At 69.6% G+C, this 23,948-nt stretch carries 18 protein-coding genes; 6 read left to right on the plus strand and 12 right to left on the minus strand.

Translation table 11 applies throughout. The features are described 5' to 3' along the window. Positions 1-233: 233 nt before the first annotated feature. From ACZ7CD_RS18355 to ACZ7CD_RS18370, 4 genes are read right to left on the minus strand one after another with little or no spacing between them, the layout of a single operon-like run. On the minus strand, positions 234-1,973 hold the full coding sequence (locus tag ACZ7CD_RS18355) for a glycoside hydrolase family 6 protein (RefSeq protein ID WP_360389384.1): 1,740 nt from the start codon (positions 1,971-1,973) through the stop codon (positions 234-236). A 22-nt stretch (positions 1,974-1,995) separates the two neighbouring features. Next, positions 1,996-2,463, minus strand: a complete 468-nt coding sequence (locus ACZ7CD_RS18360) for a hypothetical protein (RefSeq protein WP_360389387.1) — start codon at positions 2,461-2,463, stop codon at positions 1,996-1,998. Then, the gene (locus ACZ7CD_RS18365; RefSeq protein WP_470379314.1) at positions 2,448-3,713 is read right to left on the minus strand and encodes a lytic polysaccharide monooxygenase; all 1,266 of its coding nucleotides are present in this window, start codon (positions 3,711-3,713) and stop codon (positions 2,448-2,450) included. The genes ACZ7CD_RS18360 and ACZ7CD_RS18365 overlap by 16 nt, the downstream gene beginning before the upstream one ends. A 25-nt stretch (positions 3,714-3,738) precedes the next feature. Further along, positions 3,739-6,522 carry a glycoside hydrolase family 48 protein gene (locus tag ACZ7CD_RS18370; protein ID WP_360389393.1) on the minus strand — a complete coding sequence of 928 codons (2,784 nt, stop codon included), beginning with the start codon at positions 6,520-6,522 and terminating at the stop codon, positions 3,739-3,741. A gap of 742 nt (positions 6,523-7,264) precedes the next feature. Between ACZ7CD_RS18370 and ACZ7CD_RS18375 the strand changes: the two genes are divergently transcribed. The 5 genes from ACZ7CD_RS18375 (at position 7,265) to ACZ7CD_RS18395 (ending at position 12,733) form a co-directional block, all read left to right on the plus strand. Further along, positions 7,265-8,551 (plus strand): cytochrome P450, encoded by a 1,287-nt coding sequence (locus ACZ7CD_RS18375; protein WP_470379315.1) that lies wholly within the window; start codon positions 7,265-7,267, stop codon positions 8,549-8,551. A 69-nt stretch (positions 8,552-8,620) separates the two neighbouring features. Beyond that, the gene (locus ACZ7CD_RS18380) at positions 8,621-10,264 is read left to right on the plus strand and encodes an AMP-binding protein (RefSeq protein WP_470379316.1); all 1,644 of its coding nucleotides are present in this window, start codon (positions 8,621-8,623) and stop codon (positions 10,262-10,264) included. Positions 10,265-10,311: 47 nt separating this feature from the next. Next, on the plus strand, positions 10,312-10,587 hold the full coding sequence (locus ACZ7CD_RS18385) for a hypothetical protein (RefSeq protein WP_360389405.1): 276 nt from the start codon (positions 10,312-10,314) through the stop codon (positions 10,585-10,587). Further along, complete coding sequence (locus ACZ7CD_RS18390; protein WP_360389408.1) at positions 10,584-11,780, plus strand: cytochrome P450 family protein; 1,197 nt, start codon at positions 10,584-10,586, stop codon at positions 11,778-11,780. Before ACZ7CD_RS18385 ends, ACZ7CD_RS18390 begins: the two co-directional genes overlap by 4 nt. Continuing rightward, positions 11,777-12,733, plus strand: a complete 957-nt coding sequence (locus ACZ7CD_RS18395) for a ketoacyl-ACP synthase III family protein (RefSeq protein ID WP_458431823.1) — start codon at positions 11,777-11,779, stop codon at positions 12,731-12,733. Before ACZ7CD_RS18390 ends, ACZ7CD_RS18395 begins: the two co-directional genes overlap by 4 nt. A 94-nt stretch (positions 12,734-12,827) precedes the next feature. Here the strand turns inward: ACZ7CD_RS18395 and ACZ7CD_RS18400 are convergent, their stop codons facing one another. After that, on the minus strand, positions 12,828-14,102 hold the full coding sequence (locus ACZ7CD_RS18400; protein ID WP_470379317.1) for a PrnB family protein: 1,275 nt from the start codon (positions 14,100-14,102) through the stop codon (positions 12,828-12,830). Further along, complete coding sequence (locus ACZ7CD_RS18405; RefSeq protein WP_470379318.1) at positions 14,095-14,907, minus strand: cytochrome b5-like heme/steroid binding domain-containing protein; 813 nt, start codon at positions 14,905-14,907, stop codon at positions 14,095-14,097. The genes ACZ7CD_RS18400 and ACZ7CD_RS18405 overlap by 8 nt, the downstream gene beginning before the upstream one ends. 269 nt (positions 14,908-15,176) lie before the next feature. Here ACZ7CD_RS18405 and ACZ7CD_RS18410 point away from each other — a divergent pair, with 269 nt between their 5' ends. Then, positions 15,177-15,941, plus strand: coding sequence for a pectate lyase (locus tag ACZ7CD_RS18410; RefSeq protein WP_360389420.1), 765 nt, complete (start codon positions 15,177-15,179; stop codon positions 15,939-15,941). Between the two features lie 39 nt (positions 15,942-15,980). Here the strand turns inward: ACZ7CD_RS18410 and ACZ7CD_RS18415 are convergent, their stop codons facing one another. From ACZ7CD_RS18415 to ACZ7CD_RS18440, 6 genes are all read right to left on the minus strand, one after another. Then, positions 15,981-17,126 carry an enolase C-terminal domain-like protein gene (locus tag ACZ7CD_RS18415; protein WP_360389423.1) on the minus strand — a complete coding sequence of 382 codons (1,146 nt, stop codon included), beginning with the start codon at positions 17,124-17,126 and terminating at the stop codon, positions 15,981-15,983. After that, a complete protein-coding gene (locus ACZ7CD_RS18420; protein ID WP_470379319.1) occupies positions 17,123-18,391 on the minus strand; it encodes an ABC transporter substrate-binding protein in 1,269 nt (422 codons plus the stop codon). Before ACZ7CD_RS18420 ends, ACZ7CD_RS18415 begins: the two co-directional genes overlap by 4 nt. 9 nt (positions 18,392-18,400) lie before the next feature. Then, the gene (locus tag ACZ7CD_RS18425) at positions 18,401-19,282 is read right to left on the minus strand and encodes a carbohydrate ABC transporter permease (RefSeq protein ID WP_470379320.1); all 882 of its coding nucleotides are present in this window, start codon (positions 19,280-19,282) and stop codon (positions 18,401-18,403) included. Further along, positions 19,279-20,154: a carbohydrate ABC transporter permease gene (locus ACZ7CD_RS18430; RefSeq protein WP_360389432.1), complete on the minus strand. Its 876-nt coding sequence runs from the start codon at positions 20,152-20,154 to the stop codon at positions 19,279-19,281. Before ACZ7CD_RS18430 ends, ACZ7CD_RS18425 begins: the two co-directional genes overlap by 4 nt. Then, positions 20,151-22,334: a pectinesterase family protein gene (locus tag ACZ7CD_RS18435; protein ID WP_470379321.1), complete on the minus strand. Its 2,184-nt coding sequence runs from the start codon at positions 22,332-22,334 to the stop codon at positions 20,151-20,153. The genes ACZ7CD_RS18430 and ACZ7CD_RS18435 overlap by 4 nt, the downstream gene beginning before the upstream one ends. Before the next feature lie 356 nt (positions 22,335-22,690). Then, positions 22,691-23,887: an MFS transporter gene (locus ACZ7CD_RS18440; RefSeq protein WP_470370450.1), complete on the minus strand. Its 1,197-nt coding sequence runs from the start codon at positions 23,885-23,887 to the stop codon at positions 22,691-22,693. Positions 23,888-23,948 lie beyond the last annotated feature (61 nt).

Genomic DNA, 23,948 nt, shown 5'->3' on the forward strand with positions numbered 1-23,948 from the left:
TTCGCAGGGGCCGGGCCATCCGCAGCGTGGTGCCGACCCGGGCCGGACACGAGGTCGGCCCGGGATCGGCTGCTGCCTTCGAACCACGTCGAACGCACGGGGTGCCGCCGCGCGCCGCCGCCGCGGGTGCGGGTGCGGCGGCGGCGGGGCTCCTGCGCGAGCGGAAGTCGCGCAGGAGCCGTTTCACAGCGGTACCGCGGTGGTGCCGGTGGTGCTGTGGTGCGGTGCTCCGGTCACAGCGCCGGGTAGGCGTTGCGCATGAGCTCCTGGAACTGCGCGGAGAACCACTTGCCCGACAGCGGGGCGTCCGGCAGCGCACCCGACAGGTTGTTGCCGTTGCGGATGTTGCCGGTGTAGGTCGGGTCGCACATCTTGTCCGCGCCCTTGCCCTCGTTGTTCGGGATCTCCTTGCTCGCACCGTCGGACTCACCCGGCGGCTTCACCCACACGTAGGCGTCGATGCCCGGCTCCGGCGCCGCCTTCGGGCGCTCACCGAGGCCGGCACCGGACTGGTTGCACCAGTTGCCGAGGTGGATGCGGCGGTCCAGCTTGCCGCCGTTGACGTAGGCGTCCACGGTCGTCTGCGGGCCGGGACCCGTCGGACGGGCGCTGCCGCCCCAGCCGTTGCGGCTGGTGTCGATCAGCATGCCGACGTTCGCGTCGAAGCCCGCCTGCACGGCCCGGTTGCGGAACGCCTGCGCGTAGGACAGCTCGTCGACGTAGCGGTTCCAGTCCACCCACTTCGACTGGCGGACCGAGGTGCCGTTCACCGAGTCCTCGATCTTGAAGTACGGCTCCTTCAACGCACCGTAGTTCGCGGTGTTGGCGATGAAGCCCTGCACGTTCGCCTTCGTGCTGCCGGACGCGTTCGCCGCCTGGAACAGCAACTCGGCCGTCGCGCCGAAGTTGTCGTCCCAGCCGATCCAGCCGTGGTGGCCGATGTCCAGGTAGTTGTAGACGTTCGGCACGGCACCCAGCTTCGCGAGCGCGTAGCCGACACCGGTGATGTAGTTTCCGTTGGCCTTCATCACGTCGCAGTTCGCCACCGCGGTGGGCCGCGGCGTCACGTTCGTGATCAGGTTCGGCAGCGAGTCGATCTCGACCGTGGTGACGATCCGCAGGTCCTTGTACGCGGGCCGGGCGAGGATCGCCGCGATCGGGTCGATGTACTCGGTCTTGTAGCGACCGATCTCGTCGGGCTTGAGCTCACCGTTCGACGCGAGCGCCGAGCAGTCGCGACCGGGCAGGTTGTAGATCACCAGCTGGATGACGAGTGGTGAGCCCGCCGCCTGGCGCACCGCCTCGTCCAGGTGTCCGACCAGTCCGCGCGAGTCCACGGTGCCGGTGATCGCCGCGATGCGGTCGAGCCACACGGCGGTGGGCTGGTTCGCGATCCGGCTGCCGCCCGGCTCCGCCGAGGCCTTGGCCGCCCAGTCCGGGTTGACGTACTGCTTCGCACCGACGTACGGGTTGTCGACCTTGCCGTTGCCCGGGTCGGGACCGGGGCCGTTCGACGTCGTCGTGGTCGTCGTCGTGGTGGTGGGTCCGACCTCACCGGTGCACTGCGTGCCGTTCAGCGTGAACGTCGCCGGGCTGGCGTCGTTGGCGCCCGCACCGCTGCCGTTGAAGCCGAGCTCGGTGGACGCGCCGGTGCCGAGGTTGCCGTTCCACGACAGGCTCGTCGCGGTCACGTCGGCACCCGACTGCGCCCAGGTCGCGTTCCACCCCTGTGCCACGCGCTGGTTGCCGGGGAGGGTGAACTTGAGCGTCCAGCCGCCCGACACGGCGTCACCGAGGTTGGTGATCTTCACCGAGGCGCCGAACCCACCGCCGCCCCAGCTGTTCGCCTTGTAGTCCACCCGGCAACCGGGTGCGGCGCCCGCGGGTGCGCTGAGCGCCACCCCGAACGTCGCCACGGCGGTGGCGACCACGACACCCGCCGCGGCCCACCGCCTTTGTCCGTTGAGCGTCATTGCTCCGGATCTCCTGTCTCTCTCAGTGGTGTTTGATCGGGACGAGCGAACACGCGGTGGGCGTGCACTCGAGTCTGTTGAGTCCCAGGTACTCCATGCCCTCCGAGCCGGTCAGCGCGAAGCCGTCGCCGAAGGCGAGGTCCGGGTCGCCCCGGACCTCGCCGTTCGCGAGCGCCGCTCGCCAGGCCTCTTCCAGCCCTGGCCGCAGGACCAGCAGCCCGAGCCGTTCGTACGGCTCCTTGCTGCAGGTCCCCCACTCCGCGATGAACGGCGCGTAGACCTTGGCGCGCACCGGACCCGCGAACTCCGCGAAGTCCGCCTCGCGCCGGACGGTCGTGCACTCGTCGGTCAGCCGGTTGAGCCAGGCGGCGATGCCGTCGACCCCCTTGCTGAGGTCAGGGGTGGGTTCGGCGCGCCCGACGAGGAGGGCGAACGCGACCGAACCCACCACCAGGAGGGCGAGCAGTGCCCTCGTCAGCGGACGGCGCACGCCGACCCGTTGAGGGTGAACGCCGTCGGGTCGACCGGCGTGGACGTCGTCGTCGCGTTGAAGCCGAACGACGCCGTTCCACCGGGTGCGATGTCCGCGTTGTAGTTCGCGCCCTTCGCCGTCGCCTTCCCGTTCGCGACCGTGACGGTGGCCGACCACGCCTGCTGCAGCTGCTGGCCGGACGGCACGTCCCACACCAGCTGCCAGGCGCTGATCGCGCTGGTGCCGCTGTTGGTCACCGTCACGTTCGCGGTGAAGCCGCCGTTCCAGGAGCTCGGCCGCGCGTACGCGACCGTGCAGGAGCCGGTGGGTCCGCCGCCACCCGTGGACGTCCTGACCGTGACGCTCGGCGACGCCGGCGAGGCGTTGCCCGCCGAGTCGGTCGCGACCACCGTGAACGAGTACTGCGTGTCCGCGCTCAGCCCGGTCACCGTCGCCGAGGTCGTCGACGTGGTGGCGACCACCTGGTCACCGCGGTAGACCCGGTAGCCGGTCACGCCGACGTCGTCCGTCGCCGCGCCCCAGTCCAGCTTCACCGAGCTGCTGGTGACACCCGACGCGACCGGCGTGCCGGGCGTCGACGGGGCGGTGGTGTCCGGCGTGCCGGTGCCACCGCCGAACTGGACGTCCGAGCAGCTGTAGAACGCCTCCGGGCTGTCCGAGCGCTGCCACAGCGAGTAGATGATGTGCCGGCCGGTCTTGTTGGGGAGCCGGGCCTGCCACGCGTACTCGCCGTTCGCGAGCGGCGGGTTCGTCACCTTGTCGAACGGCACGGACTCGAGGTCCGACCACTTGAGCGGCTTCGTCACGTCGAAGCCGTCCTTGGTGACGTACTGCTCCCAGGTGCCGGGGTGCGGTGCCCACGCGTTGTACCGGAACGTGACCGAGGCGTTCGCCTGCACCTGCGTCACCGGCCAGTCGGCGCGGGCGAGGTTGTAGGCGGCGAACTTCGTGGTGGGACCGCACAGGCTGCCGTCGGGCACGATCTCCCGGTGGCGGCCGCCCGCGTTGCTGATCAGGTTGCCGAACCAGTCCCACAGCGGCTGCTTGCCGCCCTGGGCCACCGCGGCCTGGCAGGCCGGGTTGGTGGGCTGCAGGTCACCGCCACCGCCGCCGGTCCGGCCGTCCTCGTAGCAGAGGTAGGTGCGGCTGCCGGGCCAGACCATCGAGCCGTGCGCGACCGCGGTGCCGCCGGTCTGCACGAGCAGGGCACCGGTCGTGGCAGCAACGAGCGCAAGCGCCGTTGCCATGCGTTTTCTCATCTCGCTACTCCTCTCACCCGTAGAGCTCTGCGTGCAGCGAGAACGCCGTGGCGATCTCGGTCTGCGCCCAGAAGCGGTGGTAGGTGAACGTGGGTGCCGGGCCACCGTCCAGGTAGGCCTGGACCTTCGGCCACTGCGGGTCGTTGCGGAACATCGACCGCATCGACAGGAACGACGAACCCTGCTTGATGTCGTCGCCGTTCGGCATCTTCCCGGTCCAGCCCGGCGGCACGTACGGGCCCTCGAGCGTGCTGGTGTTGTAGACGTCGTCGAACCGGTTGTAGTCGGACCGGGTCTCCGGCGTCGCGATGCCGAGGCTGTCCTGGTGCGAGAGCAGCCCGGTCAGCAGTGCCTCACCCGTGGTCTTGGCCGCGGCGTCGCCCGACCTCGACGCGTAGTTCAGCAGCACCTTCGCGTACGACGCGGCCACGCCGACGTCCTGGTTGTGGTTCAGCACCCGCACCCGCAGGTTCGCGTTCGCACCGGGGTTGGTGGCGTTCCACGTGTCGGGCGCTCCCGACCACTCCAGGTCCGCGGGGATCTGGAAGTTCGTGCCGGTGGTCGTGTTCGCGATGGCCCACGGCACCCACTTGTCGAGGATCTTCTTGGCGCGCGCGTCACCGGTCAGCCGGTACAGCGCGGCCGTGCGCTCGATGCCCCACACCTGGAAGCCGAACCACCGGTTGCTCGGCGGGTCGCGCCACACCGGGTGGGCGTCGTAGTACATGCCGTAGAAGGTCGGCGTGCCCGCCGGGGGCGAGGCGTACTGGCCCTCCCAGCTGTTCGTCACACCGCCGGCAAGACCGCCGTCGGCCGACTGCAGCCACTGCAGCATCTCGAGCTGCCGGTCGAGCGAGGTCGCCCAGTCCTGCTGCCCGGTCGCGGACAGCGGCTTGAGCGCGGGCACGTTCGACAGCGCGTACGCGGCCAGCGGGTTCTGGTAGCCCTGGTGCGAGGCACCGTCACCGATGCGCCACGCCCAGCCGGCGGACGTGTCGGTCGCGCCACCCCACGCGTAGTACCAGGACATCAGGTAGTGCGCGCTGTTCTTGCCGGTCGCTCCGGGACACGTCGTCGGGCTGGTGCAGTTGCCGATGCGCTTGAAGTACTTGTCGAACATGGCGTACCGCAGGTAGTCGCCCATCTTGGCCGACTTGCCGATCTCGCTCGCGATGTCGCCGGCCTTGCCCTGCGCCGTGGCCCACTGCTGGGCGAGCAGCGCCACCTGCACCACGCGGGCGTCCGCGTCCGGTGCGTTGGTGTACTTCCACTGCTTGGCGTAGGAGGAGTCCTTGGTGAACAGGTCGAGGAACCCGTTGGGGCCACCGTGCTTGAACGTGTCGCACGAGGGCTGCGGGATCGTCTCCCACACCGACTCCGACGAGCCGCGCTGGTAGGTGTTGATGTACGCGGGCGCCGTCGTGCCGTCACCGCAGCGGCCGAAGCCGTAGGTGTTGTCGACGTCGATCAGCCAGTGCATGCCGTAGACGTCCGAGCTGCCGTACGCGGACTTCAGCTCGTTCGCGATCGGGTCGGTGCCCACCGGCGCGGTGCTGCTGAGCACCGACGGGTACTGGTCCATCCGCGGGTGCTCGGGCGCGTAGGTCGCCGGCTTCGACGGGTCGTACTTGTCGTTGGTCGGCTGGTCGGCCTTCGCGGGGATGATGTACTTCTCCATCGACGCGAACGCGGACTTGAACGGCGCCCAGTCACCGGTGACGCGGCCGTAGCTCGCCTCCAGCCACAGGTAGTAGCTGTAGGCCTCCGACGTCGTCTGGTGGCCGTGGTCGGGTGCCTCGACCATCAGCGTCTCGACCGAGTGGTACGGCACGAGCAGGTCGCCGAACTTGCGGAAGTAGCCGCTCGCCGGGTCCTTGATCTTGTTGTACTGGTCGAGGAACGCCTTGTTGAAGTCCGACGTGCTCGGGTCGAGCTCCTTGACCGTCACCGTCGCCGGGGTGTGCCCGCTCGCCGACGCGGTGAACGTCGCGGTCGCGAGGTCACCGCCGTTGGCCGCCGACGTCACCGTCACCTTCTGCTTCGCGGTGCCGGACAACGTGAACGTCGTCGGTGTGGCGGTCAGGTCCGCGCTGCCGCTGCGGGCGAGCGTGACCGTGACCGGTGAGGTGGGTGCCGTGGCGAGGGAGACGTCGAACGTGGCCGTCTGCCCCTGCTTCACCGAGACCGCGCTCGGCGAGGCCACCACCGCGGGTCCGGCCAGCACCTTGACGGCCACCGGCGTGGACGTCGTGGTGGCGCCGCGGTTGTCGGTCGCCCGCGCGGCGATGCTGTGGTCACCGGCCGCGACCCCGGACCAGGTGCCGGTGAACGGCGCGCTGGTGTCGGTCGCGATCAGCTGGTCGCCCGCGTAGAAGTCGACCTTGGCGACCGTGCCGTCGGAGTCCGCCGCGGTGGCCGCGAGCGGGATCGACGCGGGCACGGTGTAGCTGCTGCCGTTGGCCGGGGACGTCAGCGCCACGGACGGCGCCTGGTTCGGGCCGGTGCAGGACACCCCGTTCACCGCGAAGTCCGTCGGTGGCTGGTTGGTCGAGCCCTTGCTGCCGTTGAACCCGACCGAGGCGCTGCCGCCGGACGGGATCGTGCGGGCCCAGTCCGGGTTGGTCACGGTGACGACCGCGCCGCTCTGGGCGAAGGTCCCGTTCCAGCCCTGCTGGACGCGTTGCCCGTCGGGGAACGTCCAGGTGAGCTTCCAGCCGTTCAGCGCCTCACCGTCGTTGCGGATCGCCACGCTGGCGCCGAAGCCGTTGTTCCATTCATTGGTTACCGAATACGTCACGGTGCAAGCAACCGCGAGCGGTGCCGCCACGGCGGGTACCCCGCCCATGACCACCACCGCCGCAACTGTCAACGCCGTTGTTCGCCGAGTCATGCCGCCGCCCTCTCGACAACTGGGAGCGCTCCCAGAGTTCACGGCACTGTAACGCGGGCCACATCGACCAACTGGCCGCCGGTGCAGCGGCTGTTGAACCGGAAAGCCGTTGTCGTTGCGCCACTTGACACAGCACCGGTTCGTCCACCGGTTACTCTTACTGCTCTCTTCGAGTGGAATTCTGGGAGCGGTCCCAGATGAGAGCGGGGATGCCTGCCTCGCGGCAGGGACCCCTCTGGGCCCGTCAGCCACGCCCGGTTCTCGCACCGGCCGTGACCACGCTCTTGCCGCTGCTCGCGCCGTCGAGCGGGTACGAGCAGGGCAGCGTCTTCACCGAACCGCCCCGGTCGCCCGTTCCCGAAGTGGTCGTCGCGCGCGACCAGCGAGCTGCCCTCGCCGCGGTGGAACGGGTCCTGGATGTTCTCGAAGCAGTTGCCTGCGACGAGCACACCGGCCTCTGTGGTGGACGCGACGCCGTAGCCGGTCACACCGCCGCAACAGTTGTCGTGGACGTGCACCGGACCGGCTGCCGTGCAGCCGATGTTCCACCCTGCGGCACACGCCGTTGTCGCCTGAGGAGGAGCCGACCTACGGTTCGCCCGGAGTAGAGACTGTGCGAGCCCGACGCTCCTGCCGCGAGAGGCACACCATGTCCACCCCCAGTTGTCCTGCCCACTCCTCCAGCACCTCGGTCACGCCGGCGGAAACCTCGTTCCGGCCCCTCGACTCGGAGGACTACCGGCGCGCGGCAGCCCCTGCTGTCTTCGCCGAGCTGGCCGCGCGAGGTCCCATCCACCACGTCGTGCTCCCCGGTGAGGCTCCTGCCTGGCTCGTGACGCGGCGGGCCGAGGCCGAGGCAGCACTGCGCGATCCGAGGCTGACGAAGGACCCGCTGGAGGTCGCGCGCTACGGACAGGCCGTCGGCCGCCGACGCGTGCCGGAGGACTTCACCGCGGTGAGCGGACGGCAGTTGATGAACCTCGACGGAGCCGACCACGCGCGGATCCGGCGGGTGATCACCAGGTACCTCGTCGACAGCGCCGTCGCCCGCAAGCAGACCGTGCTGACCGAGACGGTCCGGCACCACGTCGACGCCCTCGCCGCCGAGGAGACCGCTGACCTCGTCGCGGACTTCGCCGTACCCCTCGTCAACGACGTCATCGGCCGGATCATCGGTGTCCCACCGGAACTGAACGAGATCATCATGACCGGAGGGGCGTTGTTGTTCGGCCCGGACGACCCGACCGCACCGGCGATGATCGACGCGTACCGGCAGGTCACCGCTGCCGCAGGCCGCGCTGTTGCGGAGGGTTCCACCGCGGAGGGCGCGGACGACCTCCTGGGAGGGCTCGCGTGCGCGGTGCGCGACGGGCTCGTGAGCAGGCGGGAGGCGGCGTCCAACCTGGCCATGGTGATGATCGCGGCGACCGGCGGTCCGGTGAAGATGCTGGCTCATTCCGCGGTCGCGCTGCACGACGACCCGCTCCTGCGCCACGCGATGCTCAGCGGCGACCCGATGGCGGTCGTCGAGGACCTGCTCTACCAGCAGCCTCCCATTCCGTTCACGAGCTGGCGGTTCGCCACGGAGACGATGGAGATCGCCGGGCAACAGGTGCGCGCGGGCGACGCCGTGATGGTCCTCATCGCCACGGCGAACAGCGAGCCCGCTCCACCGGCCTGCCCTTCCGGCGCTCCCGCGGCTCCAGGTGAACGTGCTCCGGCGGAGCGGCGGCCCGAGAGGAACCTCGCGTTCGGCGGCGGCCGGCACCGCTGCCCCGGCCAGTCGCTCGCACGACGGTTGGCCGCGACGGCACTGCCCGCCCTCTTCCGCGCGTTCCCCTCCGTCCAGTTGCAGGTCCCCGGCACCGAGCTGATCTGGCGAGGTGGTTTCGGGCCCCGGGGGCCAGGACGCGTCCCCGTCCGGTTGCGCAGCTGAACAGAACGCCGGGCGATGTCACCACCCGGACCACCACCCTCCGAACATCGCGCAGATCAGGAACCCCGCATGCCCAATGACGGCCGTGCCGCCGCGACCACCCTCGCCGAACTGATCGACCACCTCGACGACGAACACGGTGGCGTGCTCGTCCGGTTTCCCGCCACCGGTGAACAGCAGTGCCATGCGGACGTGCCCGCGCTGGCATGGGGCGTGGCCGATGAGCTCCTGCGGGCCGGTGTCGAGGAGGGCTCCGTCGTCGGAGTCCTGTCCGGCACCGAGCCGGGTTTTCTGCCTGCCGTGTTCGGTGTCTGGGCCGCCGGCGGAGCGATCACCGTGCTGCCGGTGCCACCGATGCCGACGCCTCCCGAGTCCGTCGCCGCCGCGCTCGGTCCCGTGGCGGGCCTGCTGACCCACGTCGTCGTCACGGACAGCCAGATCGGTGTGGCCGAACAACTCGCCGCGCGCCATCCGGAGTTGCGCGTGGTGCGGGTCAGCGACTGCGCGCCGAAGCCGAGGATCGCGTCTTCCGCGCGACCCGAGTCCCCCGCCGTCGTCCAGTTCACGTCGGGCAGCACCTCCCGGCCGAAGGGCGTCGTGCTGTCCCATTCGGCCGTGCTCGCCTGCTTCGCGTCGACGGCGTCCGCGAGCGGCGTCGCCGCGGGGGACATCTTCGTGTCGTGGGTACCTGTGTTCCACGACTTCGGTCTCATCACGATCCTCTTCGGACTGTGGTCGGGCTACGAGCTGCACCTGTTCTCGCCGTGGCACTTCATCCGCAGGCCGCGCAAGGTCATCGAACACATGAGTGCCGCTGGTGCCACTGCGTTCGGTGGTCCCAACTTCGCCTACGACCGCATCGCCACGGCCTACGACGACGGTCTGCTCGACGGGCTCGACCTGAGCAGGTGGCGACTGGCGCTCAACGGTGGCGAACCCGTGAAACCCGGCACGGTCGAGCGCTTCTCGGCCGCGCTGCGCCCCGCTGGGCTCGCCCCCGGCGTGTTGTTCCCCGTGTACGGCATGGCGGAGGCGACGTTGTCGGTGGCCTGCCCGGAGCCGGGTACGCCCGCTCGGGCGTTGTGGCTCGACCGCGCGTCGCTCGGAGATCGACGGGTCGCCGTTCGCGTGCCGGACGGTTCCTCGGACGGGATCGGACTCGTGTCGGTCGGCCGGCCCGTGCCCGGCATGGAGCTGAAGCTGCTCGCCGACGACGGAACGGAGGTCGCGGACGGCTCCGTGGGCGAGATCGTGCTGCGCGGGCCCTCGGTGATGACCGGGTACTGGGACGACCCCGTCGCGACCGCGACGGCGTTCCGCGACGGCTGGTTGCAGACCGGTGACCTGGGCGTGCGGATCGCCGGTGAGCTCTACGTGACCGGCAGGCGCAAGGACATGATCATCGTTGCGGGCCGCAACTTCTACGCCGAGGACGTCGAAGACGTCGCGCGCACACTGCTGCCACCGGAGCTCGGTCGCTGTGTCGCGTTCGCCGACACCGACGAAGAACGCGTCGTCGTGGTGCTCGAGACGTCCGATCCGGCAGCCGGCGCCGAACTGGGCGACAAGGTTCGAGGACTTGTGTCAGCACGTCTGGACCTCGGCTCGGTCGACGTGTACGCGGTGCCGCGCAACACGTTGCCGCGCACGACCAGTGGCAAGTGGCAACGCAGGCTCACCTCGCGGTTGTTCCGCCAGCTGACCGGATCCTGACGGTCCGCTCAAGGCGGAACCAGTCTTTCCTGCGAAGGAGTTCAACCATGGCCGACACGGCTCGCACTGAAACCGACTACCTGGAGCTCGTCCGCAGCGCGTTGACGCACGCGCTCGAAGTCGAACGCGAGGACACCGACCTCGGTGAGGACGTCGAGCTCGTCGGGATGCCGAACATGAGCTCTCTCGCGATGCTGCGCGGTCTGATCCACGTCGAAGGTGTGCTGGGCTTCGAGCTGGCGGACGACCGACTGGTCACCGTGCGCACCATCGGCGAACTGGCAGCCGCGATCGCGGAGCAGGACGAGGAGTCCGCCCGATGACAGCGCGAGCTGTGCGTTGTCCGCTGCACACGAGCGACTACACCACCTCTCCTCATCCCGCGGTCTTCGACGAGCTCGCCGACAGCGGCCCCGTGCACCGCATCTCGCTCCCCGGCGAGGTGCCGGCGTGGTTGATCACCGAACGCGACCTCGCCGAACGGACCCTGCGCGACCCGCGGCTGGTGAAGGACCCGATGCGGGTGGCGCGGTACGGCCAGCCCGTCGGCTCCCGCCGCGTGCCGGACGACTTCGCCTCCGTGGGTGGTCGCACGATCATGAACCTCGACGGCGACGACCACGTGCGCATCCGGCGCGTCATCGGCAGGCGGCTGTCCGGTGCCGCGCTGACCACCGCACGGCCGATGGTCGAGACGCTGGTGCACCACCGGCTCGACACCATCGCCGGAGCCGGCACGGCGGAACTGGTCGAGGACTTCGCGGTCCCCCTGGTCACGGACGTGATCGGACAGCTCTTCGGGGTGCGCGAGGACTTCACCCGAGCCATCGTCACCCACGGCAGCAAGCTGTTCGGGCCGCAACACCCGGCAGATCCGGACATGCTGGCGGCTTATCCCCTGCTCGTCCAGGCGTTGAACGGGGCACTGGCCGAGGGCATGTCGAAAGAAGGCCGCGACGACCTGCTGGGAGATCTGCTCGCCGCCCAGCGGGATGGCAGGCTGCGCAAGCGGGAGACCATGTCGAACCTCGCGCTGCTGATGATCGCCGCCGCCGACCCGGTGATCGCGCTCATCTCCCGCGGCGTCGCACTGGTCCAGGCCGACAGCCACGCGCGTGCCGAACTGCTGCACGGCGACGCTGACGCCGTGGTCGAGTCACTGCTCCGCGAACAACCGCCCATCCCCTTCACCGGCTGGCGGTTCGCCACCGAGCCGATGGACCTCGACGGCCACTCCGTCGCACCAGGCGATGCGGTCCTGGTGCTGATCCCAGCCGCGAACCGCGCGGTGGACGCCGGGAACCGGCAGGGGCACCTCTCCTTCGGCGGCGGAGTGCACCGCTGTCCCGGCGGTCACCTCGCGCGCATCGAGGCGGTCGCGGCTCTGCGCGGGTTGTTCAGCCGGTTCCCCGATCTGCGGCTCGAGCTGCCGTTCGAGGAGTGGGTGTGGGTCGGTGGTATCGGTCCGCGGGTCCCTGAGCGCGTACCCGTCCTGCTGAACGGCGCAGCGCGGTGAGGGTCGCGGGAGCGATCACGATCGCGGGAACCGCCCTGTGGCTTCCCGACGAGGTCTACTCGGCGTCCGAAGCGCAGACGGCGGGCTCGGTGACGGCGGCGGATTCCGAAGGTGAGCTCATCGGCCGGCTCCCGGTGGCGGACATCGCACCACCCCGGATGGCCCGGCTCGCCGCACAACGCGCACTGGAGCACGCGGGGGTGACGGCAGCGGAAGTAGGGCTGCTGGTGCACGCCTGGGTGTTCGACCAGGGCCCGCAGACGTGGACTCCCCCGCATCGTGTCGCACGGGAGCTGGGCGCGCGGCGCTGCGCCGCGATCGGCATACGACAGATGTCCAACGGTGGTGCGGCCGCGATGCAGACCGCCATCGCCCATCTCCTCGCGGAGCCTCGCGCAGCCTCCGCACTCGTGACCACAGCGGACAACTTCAGCAGCCTGCCCTACGACAGGTGGCTTTCGGTGCCACCGCTCGGCGACGGTGCCACCGCCGTCGTGCTGACCAGAGGCCCCGGCCCGCAGGTGGTCGAATCCATCACGACAGCGGGCGATGCCGGGATGGAACTGCACTTCCCCACCTCCGATCCCTTCGAACCGGGTGCCGCCCGCACGGCCGGCTCACCCAGCAGGCAGGCGCTGCACGCGTTCGCCGCCCACGTGCGCGACGCCGCCGAGCAGGCGCTGGAGGACGCCGGGCTGGACTGGAACGACATCAGCTCCGTGCTGCTCCCCCGGCTCGGCAAGACGTTGGTGAGCCACCTGGCCCGCACCGGACTGCCCGCTGGTGTGGCCGATCGAGTCGTCCGGACGGGATACGCGACCGGACACCTCGGTTCAGGCGACATGCTGGCCAACCTGGCCGAGCACCCGGGTCCGCGGAAGGACGAGCACCACCTGCACGTCAGCACCGGGGCAGGACTCACCACCACCTGCTTGATCACCCGTGGTCGCTGAGCATGGACGGACGGCACACGCCAGGTGTGGTGGGCAGGCCGGTGTGTCACCGGTTCCTCTTCTGAGCGCGGTCAGCGAGACGTTGCCGGCGGGGTCAGATCGCGAGCCCTGTGCGCTCGTCCCGCGCGTGTTGCAGTTTGCCGGCCATCTCGGTCCACGTCGCGTCCGCAATGAAGGTCTGATCGTGCGCGGTCGACTGGTTTCGCCCCACGATCGTTCCCACACCGAGGTAGTTGACCACTTTTCCCTTGTGCACTCCCAGGAAGCCGGAGTCGCCCGCGAAGGCGGAGACGGCGTCGTTGAACGCTTCCACGGCCGTGGTGTGCCGTGCCGGCGCTACCTCCGCCAGGCCTGCCACGTACCCGCGCAGGCCGAGGTCGCGGACCAGGTCGAAGAACGACCGGTGTTTCCGCGGAAGTTGGCTGCCGCGCAGTTCCTGGGCGAACACACCGAGCGCCGAGTCGTACTGCGTGCGGCCGATCAACGCGTCGAACAGGTGCACCAGCGGTGTGGCGGAGCCGCTCGGTCCGGTGGGGTAGCCGGGCGGTGGAACCGTCCAGGTGACGAGGGTCTTGGCCCAGTCGACCGGGTCGCAGAAGGTCGTGCTGTCACTGCGCGGGCTGACCCGGCGGAAGGACTTCGTCGCCCGCCGGGCGCACTCGGCCGCGACCAGCAGGACCCGGCAGACCTCGTCGTGCGCGTCCGGGCCGTGCTCGCGCACCACCTGCTCCAAGCGGCACAGTTCCCCCACCATCGGCGTCGCCGCGGCGTTGATCTCAAAGAAGGCCGAGGTGAACACCTGCTCGGCGCGATTGTCGTACACCGGGAGCGAGGGACGCAGGTTCTCGATGACCGCGTCCTCGATCCGGTACTCACCCGAAGGTCCCATGAGGCCGGGATCGCTGAAGGTGACGTTGTTGAACACCCAGTCCTCCAGGGTGAGCCCCGCACCGTCCCGGCCGAGCCGGTGGCACACCTGCTGCCACGGCTGTGTGATCGCCGGGGGCAGCTGATCCGGGATGTCGCGGTTGCGGGACACGTACATGCGCGCGACGCCGAACCGCCAGTAGGAGTGAGCCACCAGGCCCAGCACGGTCGCCGCCCGCTTGACCTGGTCGTCAGGAAGGTCGTCCGGACCTGCGGCCAGCAGCGGGAGGTCCGCGATGATCGCTTGGGCGTCCTGGGCGAAGGCGAGCTCCGGCAGCCGCGCGGCCACCTGTTCCCAAGCCGCATGCGGACCGGTCAACGGCGAACTGGCCACCGTCCGGGGCATGAACCCGTGGTCGACGGTGATGTCGCCGTCCAGGTTCCTGGCCGAACCCGCGGAACAGGTGGCGATGTGCTGGGCGAGCGAATCCGATTCAGGCATCATCGAGTTCCACCTCGTCATTGTTGTAGACCCAATCCTCGATCACCGACATGACTTCCCCGACGCGGTCCGCTGATTCGGTGCAAGACGTGCGGAGCGCACGCACGGCCACGGAAGTGCGAACGATCAAATCGTCCAACAGGACGACGCAGTGTTGCTGAATCCATTGCGCCAACGACGCGGTGGCGGTTGTGTCGGCCTTCGCCAACGATTCCTCCACACGGGCTTGGGCATCGGCTGAGAGCTCATCCAGTCGCCGCAGCATCGCGGGATCCGCAGTCCGCCCGAGCAGCGCGGAGAACCCTTGGACGAAGGTTCGGAGGTGGTCGTCCAGGAGGTGGCGGTAGGACTGACCGAGGTAGATCAGGTCGTGAACGGGGTTCCTCCCCGCGCTGTGCTGGACGGCGAAGGAGTTGCGCACCAGCCTGATGTGGTCGAGCAGCTCACCGAGGGGCGCCCACGCGGTGGGCGGCGGAACGTCGTCGACCTCGGCGACGGCGAGCTGCCGCACCTTGTGCCGAACGCCGGGACGTGCGTGCGCCGACACGTGGTGAAAATCCACGGACGCGTCTCGTCCCAGATTCGCGAGCAACACCGCTTCGCCACCTGGATGCCAGCGCAGGAACTCGCTCACGTCGAGAACTTGCGTGTCCACCACGATCAGTGGACACGACATTCCCGACCTTTCGAGGACATCCTCCATCGACATGACATTTCGATCCACGCTGATGCTCCAAGCACGGGGAATTCGAACTCGACGCCTGTCCGCAGTACGATTAGCTCCATCTAACGAAGCATCCGTCATCTGCACAAGATCGGGTTCCACAGCGTGGAACGCCGCACAGTCGAGCCATTCGCCCCGATGATCTTCGATACGACAATCGATTGTCGCACTTCGGCAACGTTGACAACTGTCCTATGATCCCCACGGGCTGCGCGGGACTCCCGCGTCGTACCCGATCCGGTCAACCTCTTCGACGTTGTTCGAATCGAACGTTCGAATGCGGTTGACAGAAAACAGCACCGCTCTACGATATAAAATACCGCCGCGCATCCACTTCAAGCGGAGCGCACATGAAGAAACTGGCAACAATGGTGTTGGCCGCGGCACTGGCCGCGTTCCTCGCACCTCAGGCACAGGCAGCGGGCAGCACTTTCCCCACCCCGGTGGGCCAGAAGGCCGTGGGTGCCACGATCAAGGTCTCGTCCAGCGGCTACGACGGTGGCATGCAGCGGTTCTACGGCACCGGGAACCTCGGTTCCGGTGGCCAGGGCGAGGGTCAGGACCCGATCTTCCAGCTGGCCGACGGCGCGACCCTGCGCAACGTCGTGCTCGGCGCGCCGGCGGCGGACGGGGTCCACTGCCTGGGCACCTGCACGCTCTCCAACGTGTGGTGGGAGGACGTCGGCGAGGACGCTGCCACGTTCAAGGGCACGTCGTCGGGGCAGACCATGACCATCACCGGCGGCGGCGCGCGCAAGGCGTCGGACAAGGTGTTCCAGCACAACGGACCGGGCACGATGATCATCCGCAACTTCCAGGTGGACGACTTCGGCAAGCTCTACCGGTCCTGCGGCAACTGCAAGACGCAGCACAAGCGGAACGTGGTGCTGGAGAACATCACCGCGTTCTCGCCAGGCAAGGCCCTCGTCGGCATCAACACCAACTACGGTGACACGGCCCGGTTCTCCCGGATCACGATCGTCGGCGACAGCAGCCGCAAGATCGCGATCTGCGACAAGTACCAGGGCGTGACGAGCGGTGAGCCGAAGAAGATCGGTACGGGCGCGGACGGGAAGAACTGCTTCTTCTCCGCATCCGACCTGACCTACCGCTAACGGATCGGGGCCCCGGCGAAATGCCGGGGCCCCGATTTCTCACCACACTTCAAGGGTGTGAACTCCGATGTACTCCGAATTCCAGTCGTCACCGATTCCCGGTAACGCGGACAACGCGACCGTGCCGTCCTCGTCGAGTGGGTCGGGAATGGAGTTGCGGTGCGGTGGCACCCGGTCGAAGTCCACGTGCGGGTGCAGCAGGCCGCGTTCGTACCACCGGCCCGCGTCGGTGGCACCGAGCACGGTCAGGCTCGCGCTGCCGTTGCCGTGCACCTCGCAGTCCATGTTGAACGCCTCTGCCAGGTGCACGGTCTTGAGCACCGGCGTGATGCCACCGGACCCGGCCGGGCCCGCGCGCAGCACGTCGCACGCGCCGGCCGTGATCCACTCGGCGCGGGTGAGGTGCTTGCCCCAGGCGACCTCCGGGCCGATCACCGGGATCGCCAGCTGCTCTGAGAGCCAGCGGTAGGAGCTGATCGAGGCCTCCTCCATCGGTTCCTCGAACCAGTAGAAGTCCAGCTCCTCCAACGCCCTGCCGAGCTTGAGCGCCTCGGTGCGCGAGTACCAGTGGCTCGCGTCGAGCATCAGCTCGACGTCCGGTCCCACGGCCTCCCGCACCGCCCGGCACGCCTCGACGTCCCGCGCGACGCTCGGCGCACCCGGTACCGGCGGCATCCACGTGTGCAGCTTGATCGCCCGGTACCCGGTCGCCACGAGCTGTTTTGCGAAGTCGGCGTAGTCGCCCGGCGTCGCGAGGCCGCCGGTGTCACCGCACATCGTGCTGGCGTAGGCGGGCACCCGGTCGCGGGCGCCACCGGCCAGCCGCCACGCCGGCAGCTCCGCCCGCCGTGCCACCAGGTCCCACAGCGCCTGGTCGACGAACCCGAGCGCCCGGTCGGTGAACCCGCCGTGCGCGCCGCGTTGCCGCCGGGCCAGCAACCGCCACAGCTTCTCGCGGTCCCACGGGTCCTGCCCGAGCAGCACCGGCCGCACGTGCTTGTCGAGCACCGCCGGGCGCAGCTGGTCCGGCTGCACCTGGCAGTACCCGGTCACGCCGTCGGTGTCGGTGATCTCCAGCAGCGCCTCGGTCACCTCGTGCTCGGGCGCCGGGTGCCGGTGCCCCTCCGCGTCGACGGACGTGCACGCGGTCGTCGTGAACGTCCGCACCGCGACCCGGTCGATCATTTGCGCTTCTCCCAGTCCTGCTGGGCGGTCGTCAGCTTGGCGGCGAGCTGGTCGAGGAACTCCTGCGCGGGCATCTGGCCGAGCAGCACCTTCTGGTACAGCGGCTCGGTGTCGGTCTTGGTGATCGAGGAGTACTCCGGCAGGTGCACCGGTGCCGGCACGAGGACGGTCGCCGGGTCCTCCAGCACGCCGAGCGCCATCTTCACGGCCGGGTTCTTCTGAATCCACTCGGCGCCGCGCACGTCGGTGTTCGCCGGGATCTGCCCGACCTTCTCGTTCCAGTAGCCGTTGCTCTCCGCGGACACCAGGAACTCGACGAACCGCCACGCGGCGTCGGTGTTCTTGCCGCCCTTGAACACCGCGAACCCGTCGGTCGGGTTCGGCACCACGGTCCGCTTGCCCGAGGGCCCCTTCGGCAGCGGCATCGCGGCGACTCGCTCCGGCCCGAGCGTCTTCATGACGTCCGCGGTCGACCCGAGGTTGTGGTGCATCATCGCGACCGTGCCACCGGTGAACTGGGCGACCATCTGCGTGTAGTTGTTGTTGACGTCGGCCTCCGGCGTCGCCTTCTTGTAGAGGTCGGCGACCTTGCGCACGAGCTCGGCGTTGCGCGGGTCGGCCACCGTGCTCTTCCCGCCGTCGTAGAACTTCTCGACACCGGAGTAGGAGTAGGCCTCGGACAGCAGCTGGAAGACGGACCCGGCGCCGCCGCGGATGGTGAACCCGTACTGGTTGGCCGCCGGGTCGGTGAGCTCGGTGGCGGCCTGCACGAGCTCGTCCCAGGTGACCGGCTCGGTGATCCCCTTCTCCTCGAACCGGTCCGACCGGTACCAGACGACGTCCATGTTGCCCGACGCGGGAACGGCGTAGAGCTTGCCGTCCGACGACGTCTGCCGCACGGTCTCCAGCAGCCCCGGGATCAGCTTGCCCTTGAGCGAGCTGCCCTCCAGCCGCTCGTCGACCGGCTCCAGCGCGTCCTGCCCCGCGAGGTGCGCGAGGTAGGACGTGGTGACACCGCCGACGTCCGGTGTGGAGCCGCCGGCGATGGCCGTGTCGTACTTCTGCTGCACCGACGAGCTGGGGATGCCGACGTACTCGACCTCGACGTCCGGGTTCGCGGCCTCGAAGCGCTTGATCAGCTCCTGGTAGATGGGCGTGCGGCCGGGACCGCCGTTGTTGTCCCAGAAGGTGATCGTCGTCTTGTCGTCCTGGGCTCCGGCACACGCGCCGAGCAGGAGTGCCAGCGCGACCAGCAGTGCTCTCATCTCTCTCCTCTATCCCTTCACTGCGCCGGCACTCAGTCCCTGCACCAGGAACCGCTGCACCACGGCGAAGACCAGAACGACCGGCACCGCGGCGATGACGCCACCCGCCGCGAGCGCACCGAAGTCGGTGTTGAACTCGCCGAGCGCGTAGCTCAACCCGACCGGCAGCGTGAACTTGTCCTGCTTGCTCGCGAACATCAGCGCGAACAGGAAGTTGTTCCAGGCACCGATGAACGCGAACGACCCGACGGCCACGAGTGCGGGGCGCAGCTGCGGCAGGGTCACCGCGAAGAACGCACGCAGCCGGGTGCAGCCGTCGACCATCGCGGCCTCTTCGAGCTCCACCGGCACGTTGCGCACGAAACCGCTCATCAGGATCAGGGCGAGCGGCAGCTGGAACGCCGTGTCGGCGATGACCAGACCGGTGAGGCTGTTGAGCAGGCCGGCGCCCTTGAAGATCACGAACAGCGGGATCAGCAGCATCGCGCCGGGGATGAACTGCGTGCACAGCAGTGCCAGGAGGAACACCCGCTGGCCGCGGAACCTGAACCGCGCCAGCGCGTAGCCGCCCATGAGCGCGAACACCGTGACGACGACCAGGGTGCCGACGGCGATGATCAGGCTGTTCTGGAAGAACAACCCGAACCCGATGCCGTTCCACACCGTGTCGAAGTGCTCGAACGTGATCGGCCACGGCACCAGTGCGGTCTCCCCCGCGGGCCGGAACGCGAAGACGAGCATCCAGTAGAACGGGATCAGCGTGAACAGCAGGTAGAGCACCAGCGGGAGGTGCAGCCGGAAGTAGCGGCTCGGGTCGCGCTGCCTGCGGCGCCTGGGCGGTGGTGGCGGCGGGTCGAGGGCCACCTCCGGGCGGACGAGGGTCTGGGTCATGCCCGGCTCCCGAACTTGGACAGCCTCAGGTAGAGGATGGAGAAGAACAGCAGGATCACGAAGCCGGCCATCGTGAGCGCGGAGCCGTAGCCGAAGTCGTGCGAGTCGACGGCCTTGCGCGCCACGTACAGCGGCAGCGTGGTGGTCTGGTTCGCCGGGCCACCACCGGTGAGCGTGTAGATCAGGTCGACGTTGTTGAACTCCCACACCGCGCGCAGCAGTGTCGAGAGCACGATCGCGTCGCGCAGGTGCGGCAGGGTGACGCTCACGAACCGCCGCCACCGCCCGGCACCGTCGACCGAGGCGGCCTCGTAGAGGTCGTTCGGGATGGTCTGCAGGTCGGCGAGCAGCAGGATCGCGAAGAACGGCACCCCGCGCCACAGCTCGGTGACGACGGTCGCGGGGAACACGGTCGCCGGGTCGCCGAGCACGGACGTGCCGGGATCGCCGATGCCCCACTGGGCGAGCTGCTGGAAGATGCCCGTCGAGGGGTTGTAGAGCAGGATCCAGATGCCGGTGGTGAGCACACCGGACACCGCCCACGGCGAGAACACCAGCGAGCGGGCCAGCGCACGGCCGACGAACGTCTCGTTCACGATCAGCGCGAGGACCAGCCCCAGCACCAGCTGCAGGCCGACCTCGACGAACACCCACTTCGCGCTGAAGGCGAGGCTCTGCCAGAACAGCTGGTCCTCGAACAGCATGCGGCGGAAGTTCTCGAAGCCGATGAAGCCGTTCTTCCACGGCTGGGTGACGGTGTGCTGGCGCAGGCTGAACCACCCGACGCTCGCGATCGGGTAGACCAGGAACACGAGCATCAGCACGAGCGTCGGGGCGATCAGGGCGTAGGGCGCCCAGGTGCGGGTCCTCACGCGGGGTTCCACCCGCCGAGGTAGGCGCTCTTCGTGTACTGCCGCGCCTGGTCGTCGGTGAGCTGCGGCCGGTCGGCACCGGTGCCCGCGCCGGGGCCGGTGTTGCGGTACTCGGCGAACCGCGCGCCGCGCCACGGGAAGCCGGACATGTCCGTCCACGGCGTGCGCTTGATCGCGGCGGGCAGCTCGGTGTTGCGGATGACGACCTGGGCGATCGCGTCCGGGTCGCCGCTGGGGTGCCACGGGCGGCCGAGGTAGTAGGTGCCGGCCGGGGCGTCGCTGCGGATCTTCGAGTCGACCACGAGGAAGCCGTACGGGTTGTCGCGGCGGGTGCTGGCGGCGGTGACGTAGCCGTTCGGGTCGCCGCCGCGGTTCAGCGCGGTGATGGTGGCGCGTTCGAAGACCGCGGTGGCGCGGCCGAACAGGAAGTCGACGTCGCCGGTGATCGCGCAGTCCCGGTAGTACTGCCGCGCCTTCGTGCCCACGGCGGCGGTGTCGGCGTAGAGCGTGTCCTGGTGGCCCAGGAAGTGGACGCGGTCGAACAGCATCCGGTCGCCGGTGGCCTTGACCGCCACGGCCTGGGTGGCCGTGATCTCCGGGTGCTTCGCGCGGTCGAAGGAGTTGCTGAAGGTGAGGTCGCGCGCGGTGAAGTCGTCGGCGGCGATGGTGGCGGTGGCGCTGCCGGTCGTGCCGTAGGTGGTGCCGTCGGGTTTCTTGGTGCCGCTGGCGTTGTCGAAGTCGACCACCACGTCCTGGGCACGTCCGGTGGCGCCGCGCAGGGTCAGGCCGCGCTTGGTGGCGGGAACCTTGACGACCTCGCGGTAGACGCCCTGGGGCAGGGTGACCACACCGCCCGCCGGTGCCGCGTCGATCGCGGCCTGCACGGTCGCGAAGCCCTGGCCGACGACGAGGTGGTGCCCCGCCGGCTGGGCGCCGGCCCTGAGGTGCCGGACCCGGTGCGCGGGTTCGAGGCCGCGGTTCAGCGCCGGGGTCCAGCCGGCGTCGGTGCCGAGCTGCTTGTCCGGGAACGCGGCGTTGTGCGCGGCCACCAGGCTGACGGGCCGGCCGTCGACCAGGTTGCCGGTGTCGGTGAGCGCGGTGCCGCCCCAGTTGTAAACGACCTCCTCCGGCGCGATGCCGCGGATGAAGTTGTTCTGCGCGTACAGCTGTGACCGCACGCCCACGCCCCAGCTGTAGACCTGCTCGCCCTCGTAGAGGTTGTTGTAGACGTGCACCTGCCCGAACCGGACGCGGGGCGCGCGTTCCTGGACGTTGCGGAACACGTTGTGGTGCACCGAGACGCGCAGCTTGCCGGGATCGGTGGTGGAGGTGTTCGACGAGCCGATCAGCATCGTCTTGCCGTGGTCGGCGAACACGTTGCGGGACACCGTGACCAGGTCGCTGCCGGTGGTGATGTCGAGCTGCCCGTCGTGCACCTGGTAGGGCCGTCCGAAGTGGAGCGGAGCGGCGCTGTCGAGGTTCGGCTCGTCGGTGAACGTGTTGTGGTCCACCCACACGTGCTCGGACCGCTGCAGCGACACCGAGTCGTAGAGCGAGTTCCAGTTGCCGGGGGACGCGCCGGGGCTGGTGTCGGTCGGGTCCCACTGCGGGAAGCAGTCGTGGGTGTCGCGGAAGGTCAGGTTGCGCACGACCACGTTGCGCACCCCGTGGATCCGCAGGCTGCCACCGGTGATCCCGGCGCCGCGCCCGACGCCGATGATCGTGGTGTCGGAGCCGACGTCGAGCGCGATGGCCGCCTCCTGCCGCTTGGCCGACGCGACCCGCGCGTCCTCCAGCGGTCCCTCCGGCTCGCGCTCCCAGCCCCACACCGCCGGGTCGTAGGCGGCGAGGTACCCGGCCCGCGTGTAGCCGCCGGTCTCGTAATCGGTGCAGCGCAACGGTTTTCCGTCCGCACCGGTGTTGGCGTCGATCACGCCCCTGACCTTGACGATCCGCGGCGCGGGTGCCGCGAGCGCCGCGACGAGCTCCGCCCGCGTGCGCACCTCGTGCACGTGACCGGCGGGTGCCGCGGCACCACCGGTCGTGCCGGGCCCGCTGGACGCCCAGCCGTCACCGGCGGGCAACACCTGCCGGGCCGGGTCGTGGCCGGCCTGCGCGGGCACGCCCACCACCCCGGTACCCAGGCACGCCACAACCACCGCACCAACGAAAAGCCGCATCGGGGAATGCCCTCTCGATCGACTGATTCACATTCTTGAACGACGTACACAAGCGTGAAGCGAGTATTGCGCTCGTTTCCGGCGCACGTCAACGAAGTGAATTCATTCGACGAAGAGGTGGGGCGTTCGACGTTCCTTCGAATCGAATGTCGTCGAACCGCATTTGCCCCGGAGGAATGTGCCGCACAGCAAGGAGCCCGTCCCACCGGTGCCAGGCAGCGGCGGGACGGGCTCTGCGCGGTTGCTCGTCCAAGCAGGTTGCCAGCTGTTGCGCCTTCAGCGCCCCGCATTCCCGACCTTGCTCCACTGGCGTCTGCAAGGAGGGGAAGGGGGCGGGCGAGACTTCTGGCTGGTGCTTAGCGGCTGACTTCCTCCGGGACTGACTGCGGCAGCGGTCGCAGCGCGGGCACGAAAGCCAGCGCGGGCAGCAGCAACAGCGGCACGACCAGCAACCCGCGCAGCACCCCGACGTGGTCGCCGAGGAACCCGACGAGCGGCGGACCCGCGAGGAACGCCGTGTAGCCGATCACCGCGACCACGCTGACCCTGGCCGCCGCGTGCGCCGGGTCGTCGGCCGCGGCGCTCATGCCGACCGGGAACCCGAGCGCGGTGCCCAGCCCCCACACCGCGACACCGGCGATGGCCAACCCGGGTGAGCCGGCGAACACCGCCAGGGTCACGCCGGCCGCGGCGAGCAGCATCGTCACGACGAGCACCGGCACGCGGCCCCACCGGTCGAGCGCGACGGTGCCGGCGATCCGGCCCGCGGTCATGGTCGTCACGAACACGCCGAACACCAGCGCGCCGGTGCCGGGGTCGAAGTCGTAGCCGTCGACGAACGCCACCGCGACCCAGTCGTTGGCCGTGCCCTCGGTGAACGCGAGCACCAGCACCAGTGCGCCGACCAGCAGCGTGCGGGGTTCGCGCCACGCGGCCAGGACGCCGCTGCCGGTGCCGTGCTCTGGCTCGCCCGCGAAGCGGTAGGTCCGCGCTGCCAGCAGGGTGCCGGCCGCGACGACCGCCGCCACCACGAGCAGGTGCGCGGTCACCGGCAGCAGCAGCCACGCCACCAGGGACGCGAGACCGGCCGCGGCCACGGTGCCAAGGCTCCACATCGCGTGGAACCGGGGCATCACCGTCTTGCCCAGCGCGCGTTCCACCTCGGCGGCCTCGACGTTCATCGCGACGTCGCAGGTGCCCGAGCCGTAGCCGAGCACGAAGATCCCGATCGCCGTCAGCGCGACCGACGGGACCGCCCCGATTCCCGCACCCGCCACCGCGAGGCCGGTGCTCACCACGGCCGCCGACAGCACCACGGTCCGCCGCGGGCCGAGCCGGTGGGTCACCTCCCCCGCCGTGAGCATCGCGAGGAACGCGCCCGCCGACATCGACAACAGCAGCAGTCCGAGCGCACCCGCGGTCAGCCCGAGCGCCTCGCGGGCGACGGGCACGCGGGCGAACCAGGTCGCCACGGCCACGCCGTTGAGCCCGAACGTCACCGCGACCCCCGCTGCAGCCGCGCGGACCTGCCCGCGTGTCACCGTGAGCGTCATCCGGTTCTCCTTTCTCGATCCACAAAGCCACACCCCACACGTGGAAGCGCTTCCACCGCAA

The organism is Lentzea sp. NPDC036949, from assembly GCF_055608075.1.

Coding starts and splice junctions, on each gene's coding strand:
- ACZ7CD_RS18355 (WP_360389384.1), bottom strand. CDS start 1,973: ATGACGCTCAACGGACAAAGGCGGTGGGCCGCGGCGGGTGTCGTGGTC.
- ACZ7CD_RS18365 (WP_470379314.1), bottom strand. CDS start 3,713: ATGGCAACGGCGCTTGCGCTCGTTGCTGCCACGACCGGTGCCCTGCTC.
- ACZ7CD_RS18375 (WP_470379315.1), top strand. CDS start 7,265: ATGTCCACCCCCAGTTGTCCTGCCCACTCCTCCAGCACCTCGGTCACG.
- ACZ7CD_RS18380 (WP_470379316.1), top strand. CDS start 8,621: ATGCCCAATGACGGCCGTGCCGCCGCGACCACCCTCGCCGAACTGATC.
- ACZ7CD_RS18385 (WP_360389405.1), top strand. CDS start 10,312: ATGGCCGACACGGCTCGCACTGAAACCGACTACCTGGAGCTCGTCCGC.
- ACZ7CD_RS18390 (WP_360389408.1), top strand. CDS start 10,584: ATGACAGCGCGAGCTGTGCGTTGTCCGCTGCACACGAGCGACTACACC.
- ACZ7CD_RS18400 (WP_470379317.1), bottom strand. CDS start 14,102: ATGCCTGAATCGGATTCGCTCGCCCAGCACATCGCCACCTGTTCCGCG.
- ACZ7CD_RS18405 (WP_470379318.1), bottom strand. CDS start 14,907: ATGACGGATGCTTCGTTAGATGGAGCTAATCGTACTGCGGACAGGCGT.
- ACZ7CD_RS18410 (WP_360389420.1), top strand. CDS start 15,177: ATGAAGAAACTGGCAACAATGGTGTTGGCCGCGGCACTGGCCGCGTTC.
- ACZ7CD_RS18415 (WP_360389423.1), bottom strand. CDS start 17,126: ATGATCGACCGGGTCGCGGTGCGGACGTTCACGACGACCGCGTGCACG.
- ACZ7CD_RS18420 (WP_470379319.1), bottom strand. CDS start 18,391: ATGAGAGCACTGCTGGTCGCGCTGGCACTCCTGCTCGGCGCGTGTGCC.
- ACZ7CD_RS18425 (WP_470379320.1), bottom strand. CDS start 19,282: ATGACCCAGACCCTCGTCCGCCCGGAGGTGGCCCTCGACCCGCCGCCA.
- ACZ7CD_RS18435 (WP_470379321.1), bottom strand. CDS start 22,334: ATGCGGCTTTTCGTTGGTGCGGTGGTTGTGGCGTGCCTGGGTACCGGG.
- ACZ7CD_RS18440 (WP_470370450.1), bottom strand. CDS start 23,887: ATGACGCTCACGGTGACACGCGGGCAGGTCCGCGCGGCTGCAGCGGGG.